This is a genomic window from Kaistella rhinocerotis (genome assembly GCF_030243905.1).
Classification (GTDB): Bacteria; Bacteroidota; Bacteroidia; order Flavobacteriales; family Weeksellaceae; genus Kaistella; species Kaistella rhinocerotis.
This window is the reverse complement of record NZ_JASSYY010000001.1, coordinates 726509-742247: the sequence shown is the minus strand read 5'-3', so window position 1 is coordinate 742247 and position 15739 is coordinate 726509. Positions and strand designations below refer to the sequence as shown.

The 15739-nt window shown below is 43.4% G+C and carries 11 protein-coding genes; 7 read left to right on the top strand and 4 right to left on the bottom strand.

Going from position 1 to position 15739, the window contains the following annotated elements; all coding sequences use genetic code 11:
- Positions 1-159: 159 nt before the first annotated feature.
- On the bottom strand, positions 160-1203 hold the full coding sequence (aroB, locus tag QEP06_RS03395; protein WP_285269070.1) for a 3-dehydroquinate synthase: 1044 nt from the start codon (positions 1201-1203) through the stop codon (positions 160-162).
- Between the two features lie 89 nt (positions 1204-1292).
- Between aroB and QEP06_RS03390 the strand changes: the two genes are divergently transcribed.
- The 6 genes from QEP06_RS03390 (at position 1293) to QEP06_RS03365 (ending at position 10391) form a co-directional block, all read left to right on the top strand.
- Entirely contained in the window at positions 1293-2462 is a 1170-nt protein-coding gene (locus tag QEP06_RS03390; protein WP_285269069.1) for a proline dehydrogenase family protein, read from the top strand.
- 93 nt (positions 2463-2555) lie between these two features.
- Positions 2556-5000 carry a replication restart helicase PriA gene (priA, locus tag QEP06_RS03385; protein WP_285269068.1) on the top strand — a complete coding sequence of 815 codons (2445 nt, stop codon included), beginning with the start codon at positions 2556-2558 and terminating at the stop codon, positions 4998-5000.
- 143 nt (positions 5001-5143) lie between these two features.
- The gene (gene dacB, locus QEP06_RS03380; protein ID WP_285269067.1) at positions 5144-6604 is read left to right on the top strand and encodes a D-alanyl-D-alanine carboxypeptidase/D-alanyl-D-alanine endopeptidase; all 1461 of its coding nucleotides are present in this window, start codon (positions 5144-5146) and stop codon (positions 6602-6604) included.
- Positions 6605-6682: 78 nt separating this feature from the next.
- On the top strand, positions 6683-8617 hold the full coding sequence (locus tag QEP06_RS03375) for a M1 family metallopeptidase (RefSeq protein WP_285269066.1): 1935 nt from the start codon (positions 6683-6685) through the stop codon (positions 8615-8617).
- Positions 8618-8682: 65 nt separating this feature from the next.
- Positions 8683-9879, top strand: coding sequence for a glycine C-acetyltransferase (kbl, locus tag QEP06_RS03370; protein ID WP_285269065.1), 1197 nt, complete (start codon positions 8683-8685; stop codon positions 9877-9879).
- 83 nt (positions 9880-9962) lie between these two features.
- Entirely contained in the window at positions 9963-10391 is a 429-nt protein-coding gene (locus tag QEP06_RS03365) for a DUF4268 domain-containing protein (protein ID WP_285269064.1), read from the top strand.
- A gap of 13 nt (positions 10392-10404) precedes the next feature.
- Here QEP06_RS03365 and gldG read toward each other — a convergent pair whose 3' ends face one another.
- Genes gldG through QEP06_RS03350 form a run of 3 tightly spaced genes read right to left on the bottom strand, consistent with a single transcriptional unit; the run spans position 10405 to position 13384 of the window.
- Positions 10405-12060, bottom strand: coding sequence for a gliding motility-associated ABC transporter substrate-binding protein GldG (gene gldG, locus QEP06_RS03360; RefSeq protein ID WP_285269063.1), 1656 nt, complete (start codon positions 12058-12060; stop codon positions 10405-10407).
- A gap of 21 nt (positions 12061-12081) precedes the next feature.
- Positions 12082-12810 (bottom strand): ABC transporter permease, encoded by a 729-nt coding sequence (locus tag QEP06_RS03355; RefSeq protein WP_285269062.1) that lies wholly within the window; start codon positions 12808-12810, stop codon positions 12082-12084.
- Between the two features lie 22 nt (positions 12811-12832).
- A complete protein-coding gene (locus QEP06_RS03350; RefSeq protein WP_285269061.1) occupies positions 12833-13384 on the bottom strand; it encodes a CopD family protein in 552 nt (183 codons plus the stop codon).
- A gap of 139 nt (positions 13385-13523) precedes the next feature.
- Between QEP06_RS03350 and QEP06_RS03345 the strand changes: the two genes are divergently transcribed.
- Positions 13524-15689, top strand: a complete 2166-nt coding sequence (locus QEP06_RS03345; RefSeq protein WP_285269060.1) for a M12 family metallo-peptidase — start codon at positions 13524-13526, stop codon at positions 15687-15689.
- The last annotated feature ends 50 nt before the right edge of the window (positions 15690-15739 follow it).

Genomic DNA, 15739 nt, shown 5'->3' with positions numbered 1-15739 from the left:
TTGTTTTACGGAAAGCGATGTCGCAAACCGTGTGCCAAAACCGGTGTATGATTTAAAAAATTAAACAAATGTTTAACTAAAAATTATTATAATGCATTGAAATTCAGGACTATATTAGGAACATAGTCATAAAATTTAATAATAATGCAATGAATAGCACTATGCTGTCATGTTGTTATAGAAAGTCAGAACTTCGGTAATTTCATCATCTGAAACACGCTGATCGTGGCATGATGATCCAATCCCGTCGATTAATGAGAAGCTGATTTCACCCAAACTGTTCTTTTTGTCATTGGTCATCAAATGCAGGATTTCTTTAGTTTTGAACGATGAAATGTCGTGTAACGGGAAATACTTTTTGATTTGTTTGATGATTTCGTCCGAAACCTCCTCAGTTATCAACTTGTTTAGATAAGACAGCCTTGTTTCGCATATCATCCCGATAGCAATAGCTTCACCATGCGGAATCGGGCGGCCAGACTTTAAAAACAAACTTTCAAGCGCATGTCCGATTGTATGTCCAAAATTCAGCGTTTTACGTATATTTTGCTCTTTGAAGTCCTGCTGTACAATCTCTTGTTTGATTTCAGTGGACCTTTCAATAAAAGGCGCGATATTTTCAGGTCTTAATTCAGAAATGGCGGTCAGATCTTCCCAATGCTTTCGGTCTGCTATCAATCCGTGCTTCAGCATTTCGGCAAACCCGCTGCGTAGATCCGTGTAAGGAAGGGTTTCTAGAAAACCTGGGTAAATGAATATCTGCTCAGCATTTGCGAAAGTGCCCACAATATTCTTCAGAAACTGATGGTCAATGCCGTTCTTTCCGCCGATTGCCGCATCACACATTGCCAGAAGCGTAGTCGGTATATTGATAAATGAGACGCCGCGCTTGTAAGTGGATGCTACAAACCCGCCCAGATCCGTGATTACGCCGCCGCCCAGATTAATCATTAATGTTTTTCGGTCTGCTTCGAAATCTGACAAAATTTCCCAAAGCTGCGTGGCAGTGTCGATGGTTTTGAGTTCTTCGCCTGGTTCAATCTCTATGACTTCATACGGAACCTCAGTGGTGACATTAGATAACAGAAACGGAAGGCAGTGCTCATGCGTGTTCTCATCGGTAAGAAAGATGATTTTCGAAGGTTTATTGCTTTCTAAATAGGCATTGAGCTCGCTGAAAGTGTCGTCTAAAATTGTGATCATTAACTGAATTTTATCACAAAATTAAACTTTAAAATGGTTTTTCTATTCAGCTACTATCGTTAAATTTGCGAACATCCAAAATACCATCCATGAGCCTATTCAATGACACGCAGATCGCCTTCGCAGACAAATCAAACAGCCAGCTCCGCAAAGCCTACTGGATGTTTAAACTGATTGAGCAACCGGCGCTGACAAAAATCGGGACACGACTGCTGAATGTGGCGGTTCACAATAATTTTCCGTTTGCAGGTGATATCGTAAAATCTACTTTATTCGAGCAGTTTTGTGGCGGCGAAACCCGAGAAGAGAGTCTGAACGTGGTAAACCGCATGTACAAACGCGGCGTAGGAAGCATTTTCGATTATTCCATTGAAGGCAAAGAAGAAGAAAGCACGTTTGACGCGGTGTGCGCGGAGATTCAGGATATTGTTCGTTTTTCGGTTGGCAATCCGGCACTTCCTTTTATTGTTTTTAAACCTACCGCATTTGGCCGAATCGGTCTTTATGAAAAAGTAAGTAAGAAATCTGCCCTCACAGACGCTGAGCAGCAGGAATGGTCACGCATTGTCGCACGTTTTGATGCGGTGTGCGGGCTCTGCCACGAAAACGGCAAGAAAGTAATGATCGATGCTGAAGAATCGTGGATGCAGGACGCTGTAGATTGGCTGATAGAGGAGATGATGGAAAAGTACAACGCGAAGGAAGCGATAGTATGGAACACCATGCAAATGTACAGGACAGGACGTATTGAATATATGCAGCAAAACCTGAAGTCCGCGAAGGAGAAAGGTTATTTCATCGGTTACAAGATCGTACGCGGCGCTTATATGGAAAAGGAAAGGGAGCGTGCCGCTGAAATGAATTATCCTGATCCTATTCAACCTACAAAGGAAGCTTCTGATAAAAATTATAATGACGCCATTGATTTTGTGATGGCCAATCTGGATTGTGTTTCCGCATTTTTCGGCACGCATAATGAGATCTCGAGTGAGCTTGTCATCGAAAAAATGAAAGCAAACGGTCTGCAGAACAATGACCCACGAATCTTTTACGGGCAGCTTTATGGCATGAGCGACAACATCACCTATCTTTTGGCGAATAAAAATTACAATGTTGCCAAATATCTTCCTTATGGCCCGGTGAAAGATGTAGTTCCGTATCTCACGCGCCGTGCGGAGGAAAATACTTCTGTAGCCGGTCAGACGGGTCGGGAACTCAGCCTGATCAGCCGTGAACTGAAACGCCGAAACGGGAAATAGGAAGCATGCTGCGATGCTCTTCCGAACTTCGCTCTTGCGAATTTTTCTAAATTTGCAGTTGCCGTTTCGCAAACTGTTTATGGCAGCCCGATTTTGAATTTCGCCCAAATCATTTTACCGCTTAACCTGAAAGGTACATTTACCTATAAGATTCCTGCTGATTTTAAAGATAAAATCGAAGTGGGCATGCGTGTGTTGGTCTCATTTCGGGGCAAAAAGATTTACACCGGCATCGTTTTTCAGTTTCACGACGAGGAGCCCGAAGGTTTTTTACCGAAAGACATCATCAGTTTGCTGGATGATGCGGCTATCATGCCTCAAAGTCAAATGCAGTTTTGGCAGTGGCTGTCCGAATATTATCTCTGCAACCTCGGTGAAATCTACCGTTTTTCGTTTCCAGCTTCGCTGAAACTAGAGAGTGAAACTTATTTGAAACTGAAGCCTAATGTTTCCGTTGCCTTTGAGAACCTTGATGTTCACGAGATGCACTTAATTCACGCTCTGGAAGTAAGGCAATTGATCAATGTCACAGAAATCGAAGCATTTATCCCAAAAAAGGAGATTGTAAAAACGATCAAATCGCTCATTGACCTTCAGTACATTGAAATTGACGAGAAAATCGCTGAAACCTATAAGGCAAAAGAAGTCGCGTATCTGAGACTTAAAAATCCTGCGGAGATACGAGCGTCTTTACCCGAAATTCTGCTTTCACTTAAACGCTCACCGCGGCAACAGGAACTTTTGCTAAGCATTCTGGAACATGAGACCGAATTTGCCGGAATACCGCTGAAAAAATCGCAGTTTCTGGATCAGGGAAATTTTGGCACAGCACCATTAAAAACACTTATTTCTAAAAACTGGGTTGAAGAATATTTCATGCAGAAAGACCGGATCGAGCTCTACGACGGCGAAACGGAAAGTCGCGAACAGCTTACACCCGAACAGCAGATTGCCACCAAAGAAATAGAAACAGCTTTCGCTCAAAACCAGAACGTACTTTTACACGGCGTGACCTCATCGGGCAAGACGCATGTTTATCTTGAAATCATTGAGCAAACCGTATCAGCGGGCCGCACGGTGCTGTTCCTTCTACCAGAAATCTCCCTCACCAAGCAGATTGTGCAGCGGCTCGAAAAAAAGTACGGACGCCAACTGGGGTTTTATCACCAAAAACTGTCAGATTTTGAGCGGGTAGAGGTGTGGCGTAAAGTCCGGAACGGCGAAATCAAGGTGCTGGTTGGAACCAGAAATGCGCTTTTTCTACCCTATTCGGATCTGGGGCTTATCGTTGTCGATGAAGAACATGATTCTGCTTACAAGCCCCGTGAAGTTTCGCCGTTTTTCAACGCCCGCGATGCTGCCCTGATGCTGGCAAATTTCTATGGCGGCCGCGCCATCCTGGGGTCTGCCACGCCGTCGGTCGAATCTTACTATTTGGCTTTAAAAAACAAAATTGCACACGTAAAACTGAAGAACCGTTTTGGAAACATCAGTCTTCCGGTAATTCAAATCATTAATTTCAAAGAAGCGCAGGACTCGAAAAAGTCTGTGGGCAACTTTTCTTTGGGTGTCACAGATGAGATCAAGAAGCAAATTGACCGACACAAGCAAACAATGATTCTGCATAACCGCCGCGGATACTCGAACGTGATAGAATGCGAAAGTTGCGGCTATGTGAATTATTGCTCAAACTGTGATGTGGTGATGACTTTTCATAAGTTTTCTAATGAGATGAAATGTCACTACTGTGGACAGAAAGCAGCAAAGCCAAAGGCGTGTCCGCGCTGTAATTCCGCCAATCTGAACCTTCGTGGCGTGGGTGTGGAGCAAATCCATGAAGAAATCTCAAGGCTCCTGCCCGATGCAGAAGTGGACCGGATGGATGTGGATTCTATGCGCAAGAAATTTGCGTACGAAAAGCTCTACGAAAAAATAGAGGAGGGCGAAACAGACGTTCTTGTAGGTACCCAGATGATTTCCAAAGGTTTAGATTTCGAAAATATCGAACTCGTTGCAATACCAAAAGCTGACTCTTTACTTTATGTGCAGGATTTTCGTGCGGAAGAACGTGCGTATCAGCTGATCACGCAGGTATCCGGCCGTGCAGGGCGCGTTTCGGGTGAAGGGAAAGTGATGATTCAAACTTATAATCCCGAGCATCCGGTCTTCAAGCTGATTGCTGAGCATGATTCCACCGAGGTTTACACCCATTTGCTCGCGGAGCGGCAAAAATTTCATTATCCACCATTTGTAAAGTTGATAATGATCGAAATAAAACATCGGCGTGAAGATAAAGCAGACCGGTGTTCGCAGTTTTTGGGTTCAGTTTTGCGAAAATATTTGCCTGAAGAATGTATTCTGGGACCTGAAAAGTCACCGATTGCGAAATTGAATTTGCTTTATCAATACCAGATCTGGCTAAAACTTCCGCGGAAGAATTACGCTGAATATAAATCACTCGTAATGAAAAGTTTAGACGAAGTGGAAGACATTCCGGCTTACAAAAGCGTGAAAAAACTGATTTTTGTCGATTTTTAACATAGTTTAACAGCTTCTATAAGTGTTTTAAGAAGCTTAATTCTATTCCTACGGTAATATTTAATATTTTTGGGCGTTTAAGAAAGGTTAATTAAACCTTTACCTAAAACGTAAGTATCAGATAATCAAATAACCAAAATTAAATGATTAGACTTAAAAATATTTTTCTAGCGCCCTTACTTGCATTGTCGTCAATTACATTTGCTCAGGGCACCTTCGCAAATTCTAATATCCCACAGTCTTATGACAGCCATCCGAGTTCAATTGTAAAAGACTTTACCGCTCCGGAAAAATTGATGAGTCCGAAAGAGCTTTTGGACATCAATATTAATGCCATGAGCGATGATCCAGTCTTGCGTAATGCGAATTGGGGCTTCGTGATCTATGATCCTAAAACTAAGAAAGTGGTGAGCTCATACAATGAAACCACGCCACTTATCGCTGCTTCCACCACCAAACTGTTAACAACAGAAACCGCGATGAGCTTGCTGGGCAGTAATTTCCGATGGCACACACTTTTGGAACATTCCGGTGAAATAGATGCAGACGGCGTTTTGCAGGGTAATCTTTACATCGTCGGCAGCGGTGACCCTACATTGGGTACCAACAAAGCTGGCGCGTCATCGTACTCAGCAATCGCAGCAGACTTTCTGGATGCGCTATCTTCCAAAGGCATAAAAAAAGTAAATGGCGATATCATCATTCAGACTGCCATATTTAAATCAAACAAACTGAATCAGTTGCCCGAAAACATTGTTTGGCTGGAAAACGGAAGTTATTATCTACCTGCTGGTTCTACTTCAGAGATCAGTCCGCAGAATGAAAAACTAATCGCGAAGTCATCCAACCCTTTTTCTGAGAGCAAGAATTTTTATTACATCTCACCTTACATCGGACAAATGGTTTACGCGGATAAATTTGAAGGTGCTGCCCTGACAACCAAGGTTGCGGATCCGCCAGCTTATCTGGCCAATACTTTCAGGACTTTGCTGGTGAAAAGAGGTACATCCGTTACCGGAAAAGTGGTGACGCGTCTTACTGAAACCAATCCTGAACCGCGTGTGAAGATAACGGCCTACAGCTCACCAGCCCTATCCGAAGTGGTTTATTACATTAATCAGCGAAGTGATAATGCTTTGGCGGAAGCAACGCTTCGGACTGTAGGTTTCCAGAAAAGAGGCGACCAGACGGCATCAAGCGGTAAAATTGTAGTAAACGAACATTTAAAATCAATCAACTTCGACCTTGACGGTCTGAATTATATGGACGGCAGCGGACTTTCGCGTTCTAACGTGGTTACGCCCATTTCGCAGGTTAAGTTTTTAACGGGTCTAATGGACAGAAACTATTTCCGCAATTATTTTGACTCACTTCCTATTGCCGGGCAAACAGGTACATTAAAAAGTCAGTTTGTGGGTGAAGGCAATGGCCAGATTTTCGCGAAAACAGGGACATTAAACAAAGTTAAAACACTGGCTGGCTACCTAAAGACAAACAGTGGGAAGACTTATGTTTTTTCCCTGCTGATCAATAATTACGCTGGTTCTGTAGATCAGGTGAAAAACCGAATGGAGCAAATCCTGAAACCGGCTCTTCAGCTTTGATATTTAAAGATTTAAAAATCAGTGACCCTGCAAATATTATTGCAGGTTTTTTTTACCTTTATCGGCAAATATTTAAAAATGAAAAACCTTTATGCAATTGCATTTTCATTGATTTCTCTTCATGCATTCGCTCAAAAAAATGAGGAAGCTGAGCGAAAAAGTATGATAAATAGCGAACTACTCAAATACGCGAAGATGATTGAGTACAACGTAAATCCGAATACACTTAACTACGATTTACGCTATCAGCGCCTTGAACTTGAACTTGACCCCGCTCAGCAGTACGTAAGCGGGACGGTGACAAACCATTTTATCCCAAACCAGAATATTTCGAGCATCTATTTCGATTTGGCCGATAATCTCACTGTTTCAGAAGTGAAATATCACGGTGCCAATGTAAGTTTTACGCAGCTTTCAACAAAGGAAATCAAGATCGATTTTCCGGCTGCTATATCTGCGGCCACGCTTGATTCACTTTCGATACGATATGCTGGCGCTCCAAATACCGGCGGCAGTGCGGGTGATGCGTTCACAACTTCTACTCAGGGCGGCGTACCGGCACTCTACACCTTATCTGAGCCTTATGGCGCGCAGGAGTGGTTCCCGACAAAGCAAAGCCTCAATGACAAAATTGAAAAAGTAGATATTAAGATCAATACACCTTCACTGTATAATGTAGCTTCAAACGGCAAGTTGATATCTGAGGCTGCCCTTACGGGCGGGCGGAAACTTACCTGGTGGCAAACAAACTATCCGATTCCCGCATATCTTATTGCGCTGGGAATCACGAATTATACAAAACTGAACGATACGATGGGCAACCCCGCGTTTCCTTTTGTCAATTATTTGTATCCTTCAACCACCACCAATTCTGGGATAATGTCAAATATTGAGTGGACCAAGACGGTGATGAACACGTTTGAACAATACTTTGGGCTTTACCCGTACCGGAATGAAAAATACGGTCACATGCAGTTTGGCTGGGGTGGCGGAATGGAACATGCTACGATGTCTTCAATGGGCGCGTGGAGTCGCGGAATTATCGCTCACGAATTGGCGCACCAGTGGTTTGGTGACAAAGTGACGTGTGGCGCCTGGAATGATATCTGGCTTAATGAAGGTTTTGCCACATTTGGCGAACATCTGGCCAATGAAAAATTGCTGATGACGAATTCGCAGTTTTTAAATTATTTAGCTCAGGAGATGAGCTATATTACAAGCAGCCCCGGCGGCAGCGTGTATGTTGCGGATTCCAATTTGGGCAATACAGGTGCCATTTTCAGTGGCAGACTCAGCTATTCCAAAGGTGGTTATGTCGTAAGGATGATCAAATGGATTTTGGGGGATGACGTGTTTTACGCCGCTTTAAAAGATTATCATTCAAGACCGAACCTGGCATACAGTTATGCGCGGACCGCAGACCTTAAAAACTCTTTGCAGCAATCTACCGGTAAAGACTTCACGGAATTTTTTAATGACTGGATTTACGGCCAAGGTTACCCAAGTTACCAGATCCGATGGAACCAGACTTCAGATCAGGTCCTGCGTTTTCGCGTGAGCCAGACACAGAGCCATTCTTCAGTGAGTTTCTTCGAGATGCCGTTGCCAATCAAAGTAAATGGTACCGGTGGTCAGGTGGCGTATTTGGTGTTGGATCACACAACCAACAACCAGAATTTTGCTAACCAACTTAATTTTCCGGTGGCCTCCATTCAGTTTAATTATGAAAATCAAATCATTCACAGAAACTCGTCGGTGGTAAAAGATTCGTCGATTCTTGCGGTAAACGATACTACTAACGATGCGGTAAAACTTTATCCAAATCCGGCGAAAAACTACATCTCCGTTTCAGGTTTGAAAACATCACAACCATTTGAAATCATAAGTGCCGACGGCAAGCTGGTGAATTCCGGGATTTATCAACCGGGCCAAAACCTGGATGTGAATTCACTTGTAAAAGGTTTATACGTACTGAAAATTGACAGTCAGAACCTTAAGTTCATCAAACAATAAAGCAAAGGAGCCTTCAGAAATGAAGGCTTTTTTCTTAAATTAGCAATTCTAATAAAATTTACCTTATGATCTCCCAAAATTTCATCGATGCACTCAGCAATGAACTGCAAAACATAAAAAATGACGGGCTGTATAAAACCGAACGCATCATCACTTCTCAGCAGTCTGCGGTAATCACCGCAAACGGAAAAGAGTTGCTTAATTTCTGCGCGAACAATTACCTGGGACTTTCAAATAATCCCGAGGTGATGCAGGCTTCAAAAGATATGGTTGACAGTCACGGCTATGGTATGTCCTCCGTGCGGTTTATCTGTGGTACCCAGGATATCCATAAACAGCTTGAAGCTAAGATTTCTGACTTTCTTGGGATGGAAGATACCATTCTTTATGCTGCATGTTTCGATGCAAACGGTGGTGTTTTCGAACCGCTTTTTTCAGACCAGGACGCTATCATTTCCGATGAACTGAATCACGCGTCCATTATTGACGGAGTGCGTCTCTGTAAAGCTGCACGCTACCGTTACAAGAACAATGACATGCAGGACCTTGAAGAACAGCTAAAGGCCGCTTCGGAGAAAAATCACCGTTTCAGGATCATCGTAACAGACGGTGTTTTCTCGATGGATGGTATCGTGGCAGACCTCAAAGGTTTGTGCGACCTTGCTGATAAATATGACTGTCTGGTAATGGTAGACGATTCCCACGCGACCGGTTTCATCGGTAAGACGGGCCGTGGGACGCATGAAGCCAATGATGTGATGGGAAGGGTAGACATTATCACTTCCACATTAGGTAAAGCGCTTGGCGGAGCTCTTGGTGGCTTCACTTCCGGTAAAAAGGAAATAATCGATATGCTGAGACAACGCTCGCGGCCTTATTTGTTTTCAAATTCACTAGCTCCCGGGATTGTAGGAGCAGCGATGAAAGTTTTGGATATGATCTCCGATGATCACTCACTCCGCGACCGTGTGATGGAAAATGCTGAATATTTCAGAGATGAAATGAAGGCAAAAGGTTTTGATATACCGGACGGCGATGCGGCGATAGTGCCCGTAATGCTTTACGATGCTCCTTTAGCCCAAAAAATGGCTGAAAAACTGATGGATGAGGGGATTTATGTAATTGGGTTCTTCTATCCGGTCGTACCGAAAGGCAAAGCCAGGATCCGTGTACAGCTTTCGGCCGCGCATACAAAGGAACATTTAGATAAGGCAATTTCGGCATTTGAAAAAGTAGGTCGCGAACTTGGTGTCATCGCTTAGATTTAAACTTAAATATGAAATGACAAATCGGGCTTCGGCCCGTTTTTTATTCTTAATATTTGGCAAATTAAAAACGCACATAAATGTTCTCAAAAAACGAAGCGCAGCAACTTAAACAGGAATTCTGGACAGCTTTTGGCAAAAGTTTTCCGCGTAAATGGTTACTTTATGACACAAAGATCAAAGACTTTTCATTTAAGTTTTATGCAGACAACAAGAAAGCAGAAGTCTCGCTGGACATTGAGATGAAGGATGAACTCTTCCGCGAGGCCTATTACGACAAAATATGGTCTTTAGAAGCTATGCTCAAAGACGAGATCGGTGACTTTAATAAAGATTCGACCTATCTTTTGGAAAACGGCAAGATCATCGCGCGCATCTGGGTTTCAAAAGAAAATGTTTCAATCTATAACAAGGAAACGTGGCGTGATATTTTCGAGTTTTTCGTCTCGAAAATGGAAGGTTTCGAAAGGTTCTTCTATGATTATGAAGATTTCATTAAAGACGTTTAGCGGTAATATTTGTTTAGCTAAACCGTTTTTTACGCACCCAAACCAAAACTGCCGCAGCTAAAGCCGTAAAAAACAGCGGCAGCAGCAGATTGATCCATTGCCAATCTGTCCGTTCTTCATCAATGCGCAGTCTGTCGAGCAGGCGGGCTTCGATGTTTCGGTTACGAAGTTCCATCAGGTTTGCATCATCCAGCAGGAAATCGAGTGAATTGCGCAGAAATTGGGCGTTTCCATAGGTCTGTTTCGTAAGCAAATCCTCACCTAACGGCAATGCATTGCCTTTGAAAACCTGGTTTCGGCCCACGTCACCATCTGCAATGACAATCATCCGGTTCTCACCACTTTCACTGCGAAAACCTGGGTAGGATCCGCGTTCGCTGCGCGTTTTATAGGCGGACGTAAATTTGCCTTCAAGAGAAACCGCAAAAATCCTCGGCGGCGAAGGCCTGTCGAATTCACTTAACGAATCTGCTTTCACGATTTCGCTCAGCGCGACATAATTCGGGACTTGTTTCGTGTTCGTCCGCGCACTCGATTCAAAAAGTACTCTGGTGCGCAAATTAGGCCTGCCCAAAGTATCGATTGAGGTAGGAAATTCAAATTTTACCGGATTGATGTTTTTCGTGATAGGATTTTGGCTTTCCGCAATGCCCAATGGAAAATAAGGCCATAAAAAACTGCTGAACTGTGGATTTCCGGCGATTTCCCCGGAAACGATTCTGATAAGGGCAGACTTTTGCATATCTTTTACCAAACCTGAATTGATGCGGATTCCATAACTGAAGAACAGATCCGTAAGATTAGTCTCCATCGGATACGCCATTATTTTCTTCGACTGGAACAAAGTATCCATCTCCGCATTCACCGCGTCGATCATCCACAGCGTTTTCCCGCCGTTCATGATGTATTGGTCTAAAATTATTTTTTCGTTCTCAGTAAACGGTTTACGCGGTTTCGCGATCACCAGCGCATCCATTTGTTTCAAACGCGATACGTCAGCCATCGATAGTTCTGTCTGATTTTGCGGTATCACAGGACCGGCATTGTAATTTTCGAGCGCCATTTCCATAAAACCCTGAAACTGCTCGGGACCCAGTTCATCCTGATTGATGAGGATTCCGATGTTTTTTTTGCGCTCTTCACTTATGCTTTTAATGTTCGAGACCAAGTTATATTCCAGATTTTCAATGGAACGGTTGAGCTGTTCATTGGCGTCGATTCCGCTCTGTGTAATTACCAGCGGAATGGAGGTGCCGTAAGAATTATATTTAATGGCTGCATACGGAAACATCACGATTTCAGAAATCCGCCCATCCTTCATGTCGGGTAGGATGGAGGGTTGCATTCCCATTGCGGCCAGCGTGTCGCGTGACATCTTTGTTTTGATGGGATCGATGAATTTGTAATCGATTTTTGGATTGATTTTCCGGAATTCCTGAAGCATGAACTCGGTTTCGTTTCGCAACTGACGAAAGCTTGCCGGAAAGTCACCTTCAAGATAAACTTCCACCGTCAGCGGCCTTTGCACTGAATTTAGAACCTTCAGTGTAGATTCTGAAAGTGTATACCGTTTTTCCTGCGTAAAATCGAACCGGTGCGAGAAAACTCCGAAAGTGCCAAGCAATAGAAGCCCGGCGATGGCAATGTATATGAAGTTTTTTTTGTTCATCTTTAAAAATAAATCGCGATGCTATTTTTTCTTTTCAACAAATATTTTAGCTAAAAAAAGACAGAGCCCAACCACCAGAAGAAAGTAGAATACATCCTTTGTGTCTATAAGACCACGAGTAAACGCTAAGAAATGCTGGTAAAACCCAAGTGAGGAAAGTACATAATCTGCACCGCCAAGAAGTTTATAACTTGCGAGTTGCTCTATGCCGAAATACATGAAAAAACATAAAACTACGCCGAGCAAATAGGCCATCACCTGGTTCTGCGAAAGGGCTGAGGCCACAATTCCAACACCTGAAAATGCTGCTGCCAATACAGACAGACCGAAGTAACCTCCGAGAGTCGCGCCAAGGTCAAGGTTGCCGGCGGGAACGCCTAAAGAATAAACACTGTAAAAATACACGAGTGACGGCAGAAGGCACAAAAGTGCGACCAACCAAACCGCGAGAAACTTTCCCAAAACGATATCAGAAACCTTCAGCGGCTGGGAAAATAGCCAGTAAAGCGTTCCGCTCTGCTGTTCTTCGGCCAGCGTTTTCATCGAAAGTGCCGGTATTATAAACAGCAGCAGCCACGGCGCCAGCACAAAGTAGCTTTGAAGGCTTGCGCTGCCGATATCGAAGATATTGAAATCGTTTTCGAAGAAAAACAGGAACAGACCACCGATAATACTGAACGCTCCGATCACCAGCCAAGCCGGCCAGCTCCCGAAATAGCTCCAAAGTTCTTTTTTGAAAATTGCAATCATATTTTATTATTCCCTTTAGTAGTTAACGGCCAGCTTTATTTTTATTTACGAGTTTTACGGTGGCGGTAATCGCGGCTACCAGGAGAATAAATCCAGTGATGAGCTGCCACCAATAAGCTAAAACAGCACCTTTAAGAATAACTGTGAAAACCACAAGAAACAAAATGAATGTAGCGATCTCGTTAGCTTGTCGAAGTTTGATGTTTTTTGTTTCAATTGATTTTCCCGAGAGATTCTTTAAATGAAGCACTTTTTTCCAGCACCAGTAATGATAGAGCGCAAGTCCTACTAAAAACGTCAGTTTCAGATGAAACCACGGCGACTTCATCAGACCAAAATTTAAAAAAATGAGTGTAAGTCCGCTTGCAAGCATGATGACGCCGGCAGGCACCGTGATGATATTCCAAAGACGGCGCGCCATAAAAACATATTGTTCGCGCAGGATATTTTGCTTCGGGTCGGGGAAATCATCGGTGTCTTTATAATAGACGAAGATCCGAACCAGATAAAAAATTCCGGCAAAATAGCTGACCATGAAAATAATGTGAACTGCCTTCAGAATTACGTACAGCATCTTAGAAATTTAGCCGCAAATATAGTGGATTTTGAGCGGAATACGCCCCTCGAATTTTTTTGTTAAAATTACAGGTTTCGGTGTGTATTTCAATATTATTTACTTTTTTTGCAGATAAATAATCCATTTAATATTACATATGAAAAGAATTCTCCAAGTGTGCTTCACTTTTGCATTATTCGCTTTCGGGTTTTCGCAGAGCCTGAGGCCCGTTGCAGAAAAGGTGCAGCGCGCGCACAGCGCGAACAAGATGTTTGCTAAATACAGTGTGTTCACCGAAGAAAAATCGGGGCAGCTGCGAAATAAATACCGAGCCGCCGCAGATGGGGTATCGGTAATGAAACTGAATACCGCGGAAATTTCCCGTATTAATGCTGAGAGACCGGAAGCTTTAGAAATGGTTTTCCCATTTGAGGGTAAAGATATCACCGTAGAATTGGTGAAAAACAATTTCCTTACCGATGATTTCAGGCTGAGTACTGATAAAGGCCGCACATCTTATTCCCCCGGCGTATACTATCACGGGATCGTGAAAGGTGATAATGAATCACTTGTCGCCATCAGTTTCTTCAATGACGATGTGGTAGGTGTTACTTCAATTAGGAATATCGGTAACATCGTAATCGGAAAGGCCAAGGATTCTGAATATTTCGTTTCTTACAACGATGCCAATCTTAAGCAGGCAAATCCTTTTAGCTGCGCGGCAGATGAACTCATTGAAAACCAAAAAATGGCGATGCCGTCTTTCGATCCGAAAACAATGACCGACAAAAAGACGGACAACTGCGTGAGGATTTATTATGAAGCGGGCTTCGGACCATATACACAGAATGGATCAAACGTGCAGACTACCACCAACTGGGTAACCGCCATGCACAACAACATTTCTACACTTTATGCAAATGATGGAATCACCGTAGCTTTAAGTGAAGTGATGGTGTGGACAACCACGGATCCGTATTCCGGTACACCGTCGAATATCCTGAACCAGTTCCGAAATACAAGAACATCTTTCAACGGTGATATCGCACAATTACTTAGAAACCCCGCAACTACAAGTATCGCTTGGGTAAATGCACTTTGCAGCACTTACAAATATTCGTATTCAGGGGTAAACTTCAGTTACCAGAACGTACCTACCTATTCATGGAACATTGAGGCAATGACCCACGAGATTGGTCACAACCTCGGGTCGCCACACACGCACGCATGTGCCTGGAACGGTAATGATACCGCTATCGACGGTTGCGGGCCCGCATCAGGTAATGATGAGGGCTGTAACGCGCCGCTTCCAACAAACGGCGGTACGATCATGAGTTATTGCCACCTTGTTGGCTCTGTGGGAATCAACTTTTCTCTTGGTTTTGGTCCACAGCCTGGGGCCCTCATCAGAAATACAGTAAATTCTAAAGGTTGCCTTGGTACCAATTGCGTTACTTCTTGTGCTCTTACAGTGACTGGCCTTAATATTACGAGTGTAACCGCTACTTCTGCAAGTGCAACAATCGTTGATGCTACGGGTACAAGCTGGAAATACAGATTGGCGAAAATGGACGGAACCGTTGTTGCTTCCGGAAATACGACAAATAAAGCACTTACTTTTTCAAATCTCGATCAAGGAACATACTACACCATTGCCGTTGGAACAGACTGTTCAGGTCCACAGGCATTTGCCTATGAACAACTTATACTTACCGACGCAGATTGGTGTGCGGGTGTTCCGTTTACCGATCCGGGTGGTGAAAATGCTAATTATGGTGACAGCCAGATAATCATTAAGACATTCTATCCTTCAACCACTTGCGCGCCTAATGCCAAACTTAAATTGGTATTCACAGAGTTTGCTACGGAGCAGGGATATGATTTCATGAATGTGTATGACGGACCAAGTACCGGTTCACCAAGATTTACAGGCGGTACACAGATCAGTGGAAATACCATTCCGGGACCATTTACTTCCACGCATTCTACAGGTGCCATCACAGTAAGATTTATTTCAGATCCAGGAGCAACTGAAGCGGGCTGGGTGGCTCATTTTGAAAGCTCGATCTTGGGTGTGAATGACGCTGCGCTCTCAAGCGACGTAAACATTTCGCAAACAGCTACTGCAGGTGTCTTTTCCATTACTTCGAAAGATAAAGTACTGTCCTATTCGGTATTTGATGCTTCCGGTAAAATGGTGTCTAAAGGTGCAAAGGTGGATTCTACAGTTGCAAAACTTGATCTGTCTTCTTTCCCAAGAGGAACTTATGTGGTGAGCGTTACAACTTCAAAAGAAACTGTGACCAAGAAAGTGATTAGATAATTAATAATTGATAACGAAATTAGCCGGTTCTGAAAAGAGCCGGCTAATTT

What these genes read in the sequence shown, in the direction of transcription:
- kbl (WP_285269065.1), top strand. Translation starts at nt 8,683, where the DNA reads ATGATCTCCCAAAATTTCATCGATGCACTCAGCAATGAACTGCAAAAC.
- QEP06_RS03345 (WP_285269060.1), top strand. Translation starts at nt 13,524, where the DNA reads ATGAAAAGAATTCTCCAAGTGTGCTTCACTTTTGCATTATTCGCTTTC.
- dacB (WP_285269067.1), top strand. Translation starts at nt 5,144, where the DNA reads ATGATTAGACTTAAAAATATTTTTCTAGCGCCCTTACTTGCATTGTCG.
- QEP06_RS03375 (WP_285269066.1), top strand. Translation starts at nt 6,683, where the DNA reads ATGAAAAACCTTTATGCAATTGCATTTTCATTGATTTCTCTTCATGCA.
- QEP06_RS03390 (WP_285269069.1), top strand. Translation starts at nt 1,293, where the DNA reads ATGAGCCTATTCAATGACACGCAGATCGCCTTCGCAGACAAATCAAAC.
- QEP06_RS03365 (WP_285269064.1), top strand. Translation starts at nt 9,963, where the DNA reads ATGTTCTCAAAAAACGAAGCGCAGCAACTTAAACAGGAATTCTGGACA.
- gldG (WP_285269063.1), bottom strand. Translation starts at nt 12,060, where the DNA reads ATGAACAAAAAAAACTTCATATACATTGCCATCGCCGGGCTTCTATTG.
- QEP06_RS03355 (WP_285269062.1), bottom strand. Translation starts at nt 12,810, where the DNA reads ATGATTGCAATTTTCAAAAAAGAACTTTGGAGCTATTTCGGGAGCTGG.
- aroB (WP_285269070.1), bottom strand. Translation starts at nt 1,203, where the DNA reads ATGATCACAATTTTAGACGACACTTTCAGCGAGCTCAATGCCTATTTA.
- QEP06_RS03350 (WP_285269061.1), bottom strand. Translation starts at nt 13,384, where the DNA reads ATGCTGTACGTAATTCTGAAGGCAGTTCACATTATTTTCATGGTCAGC.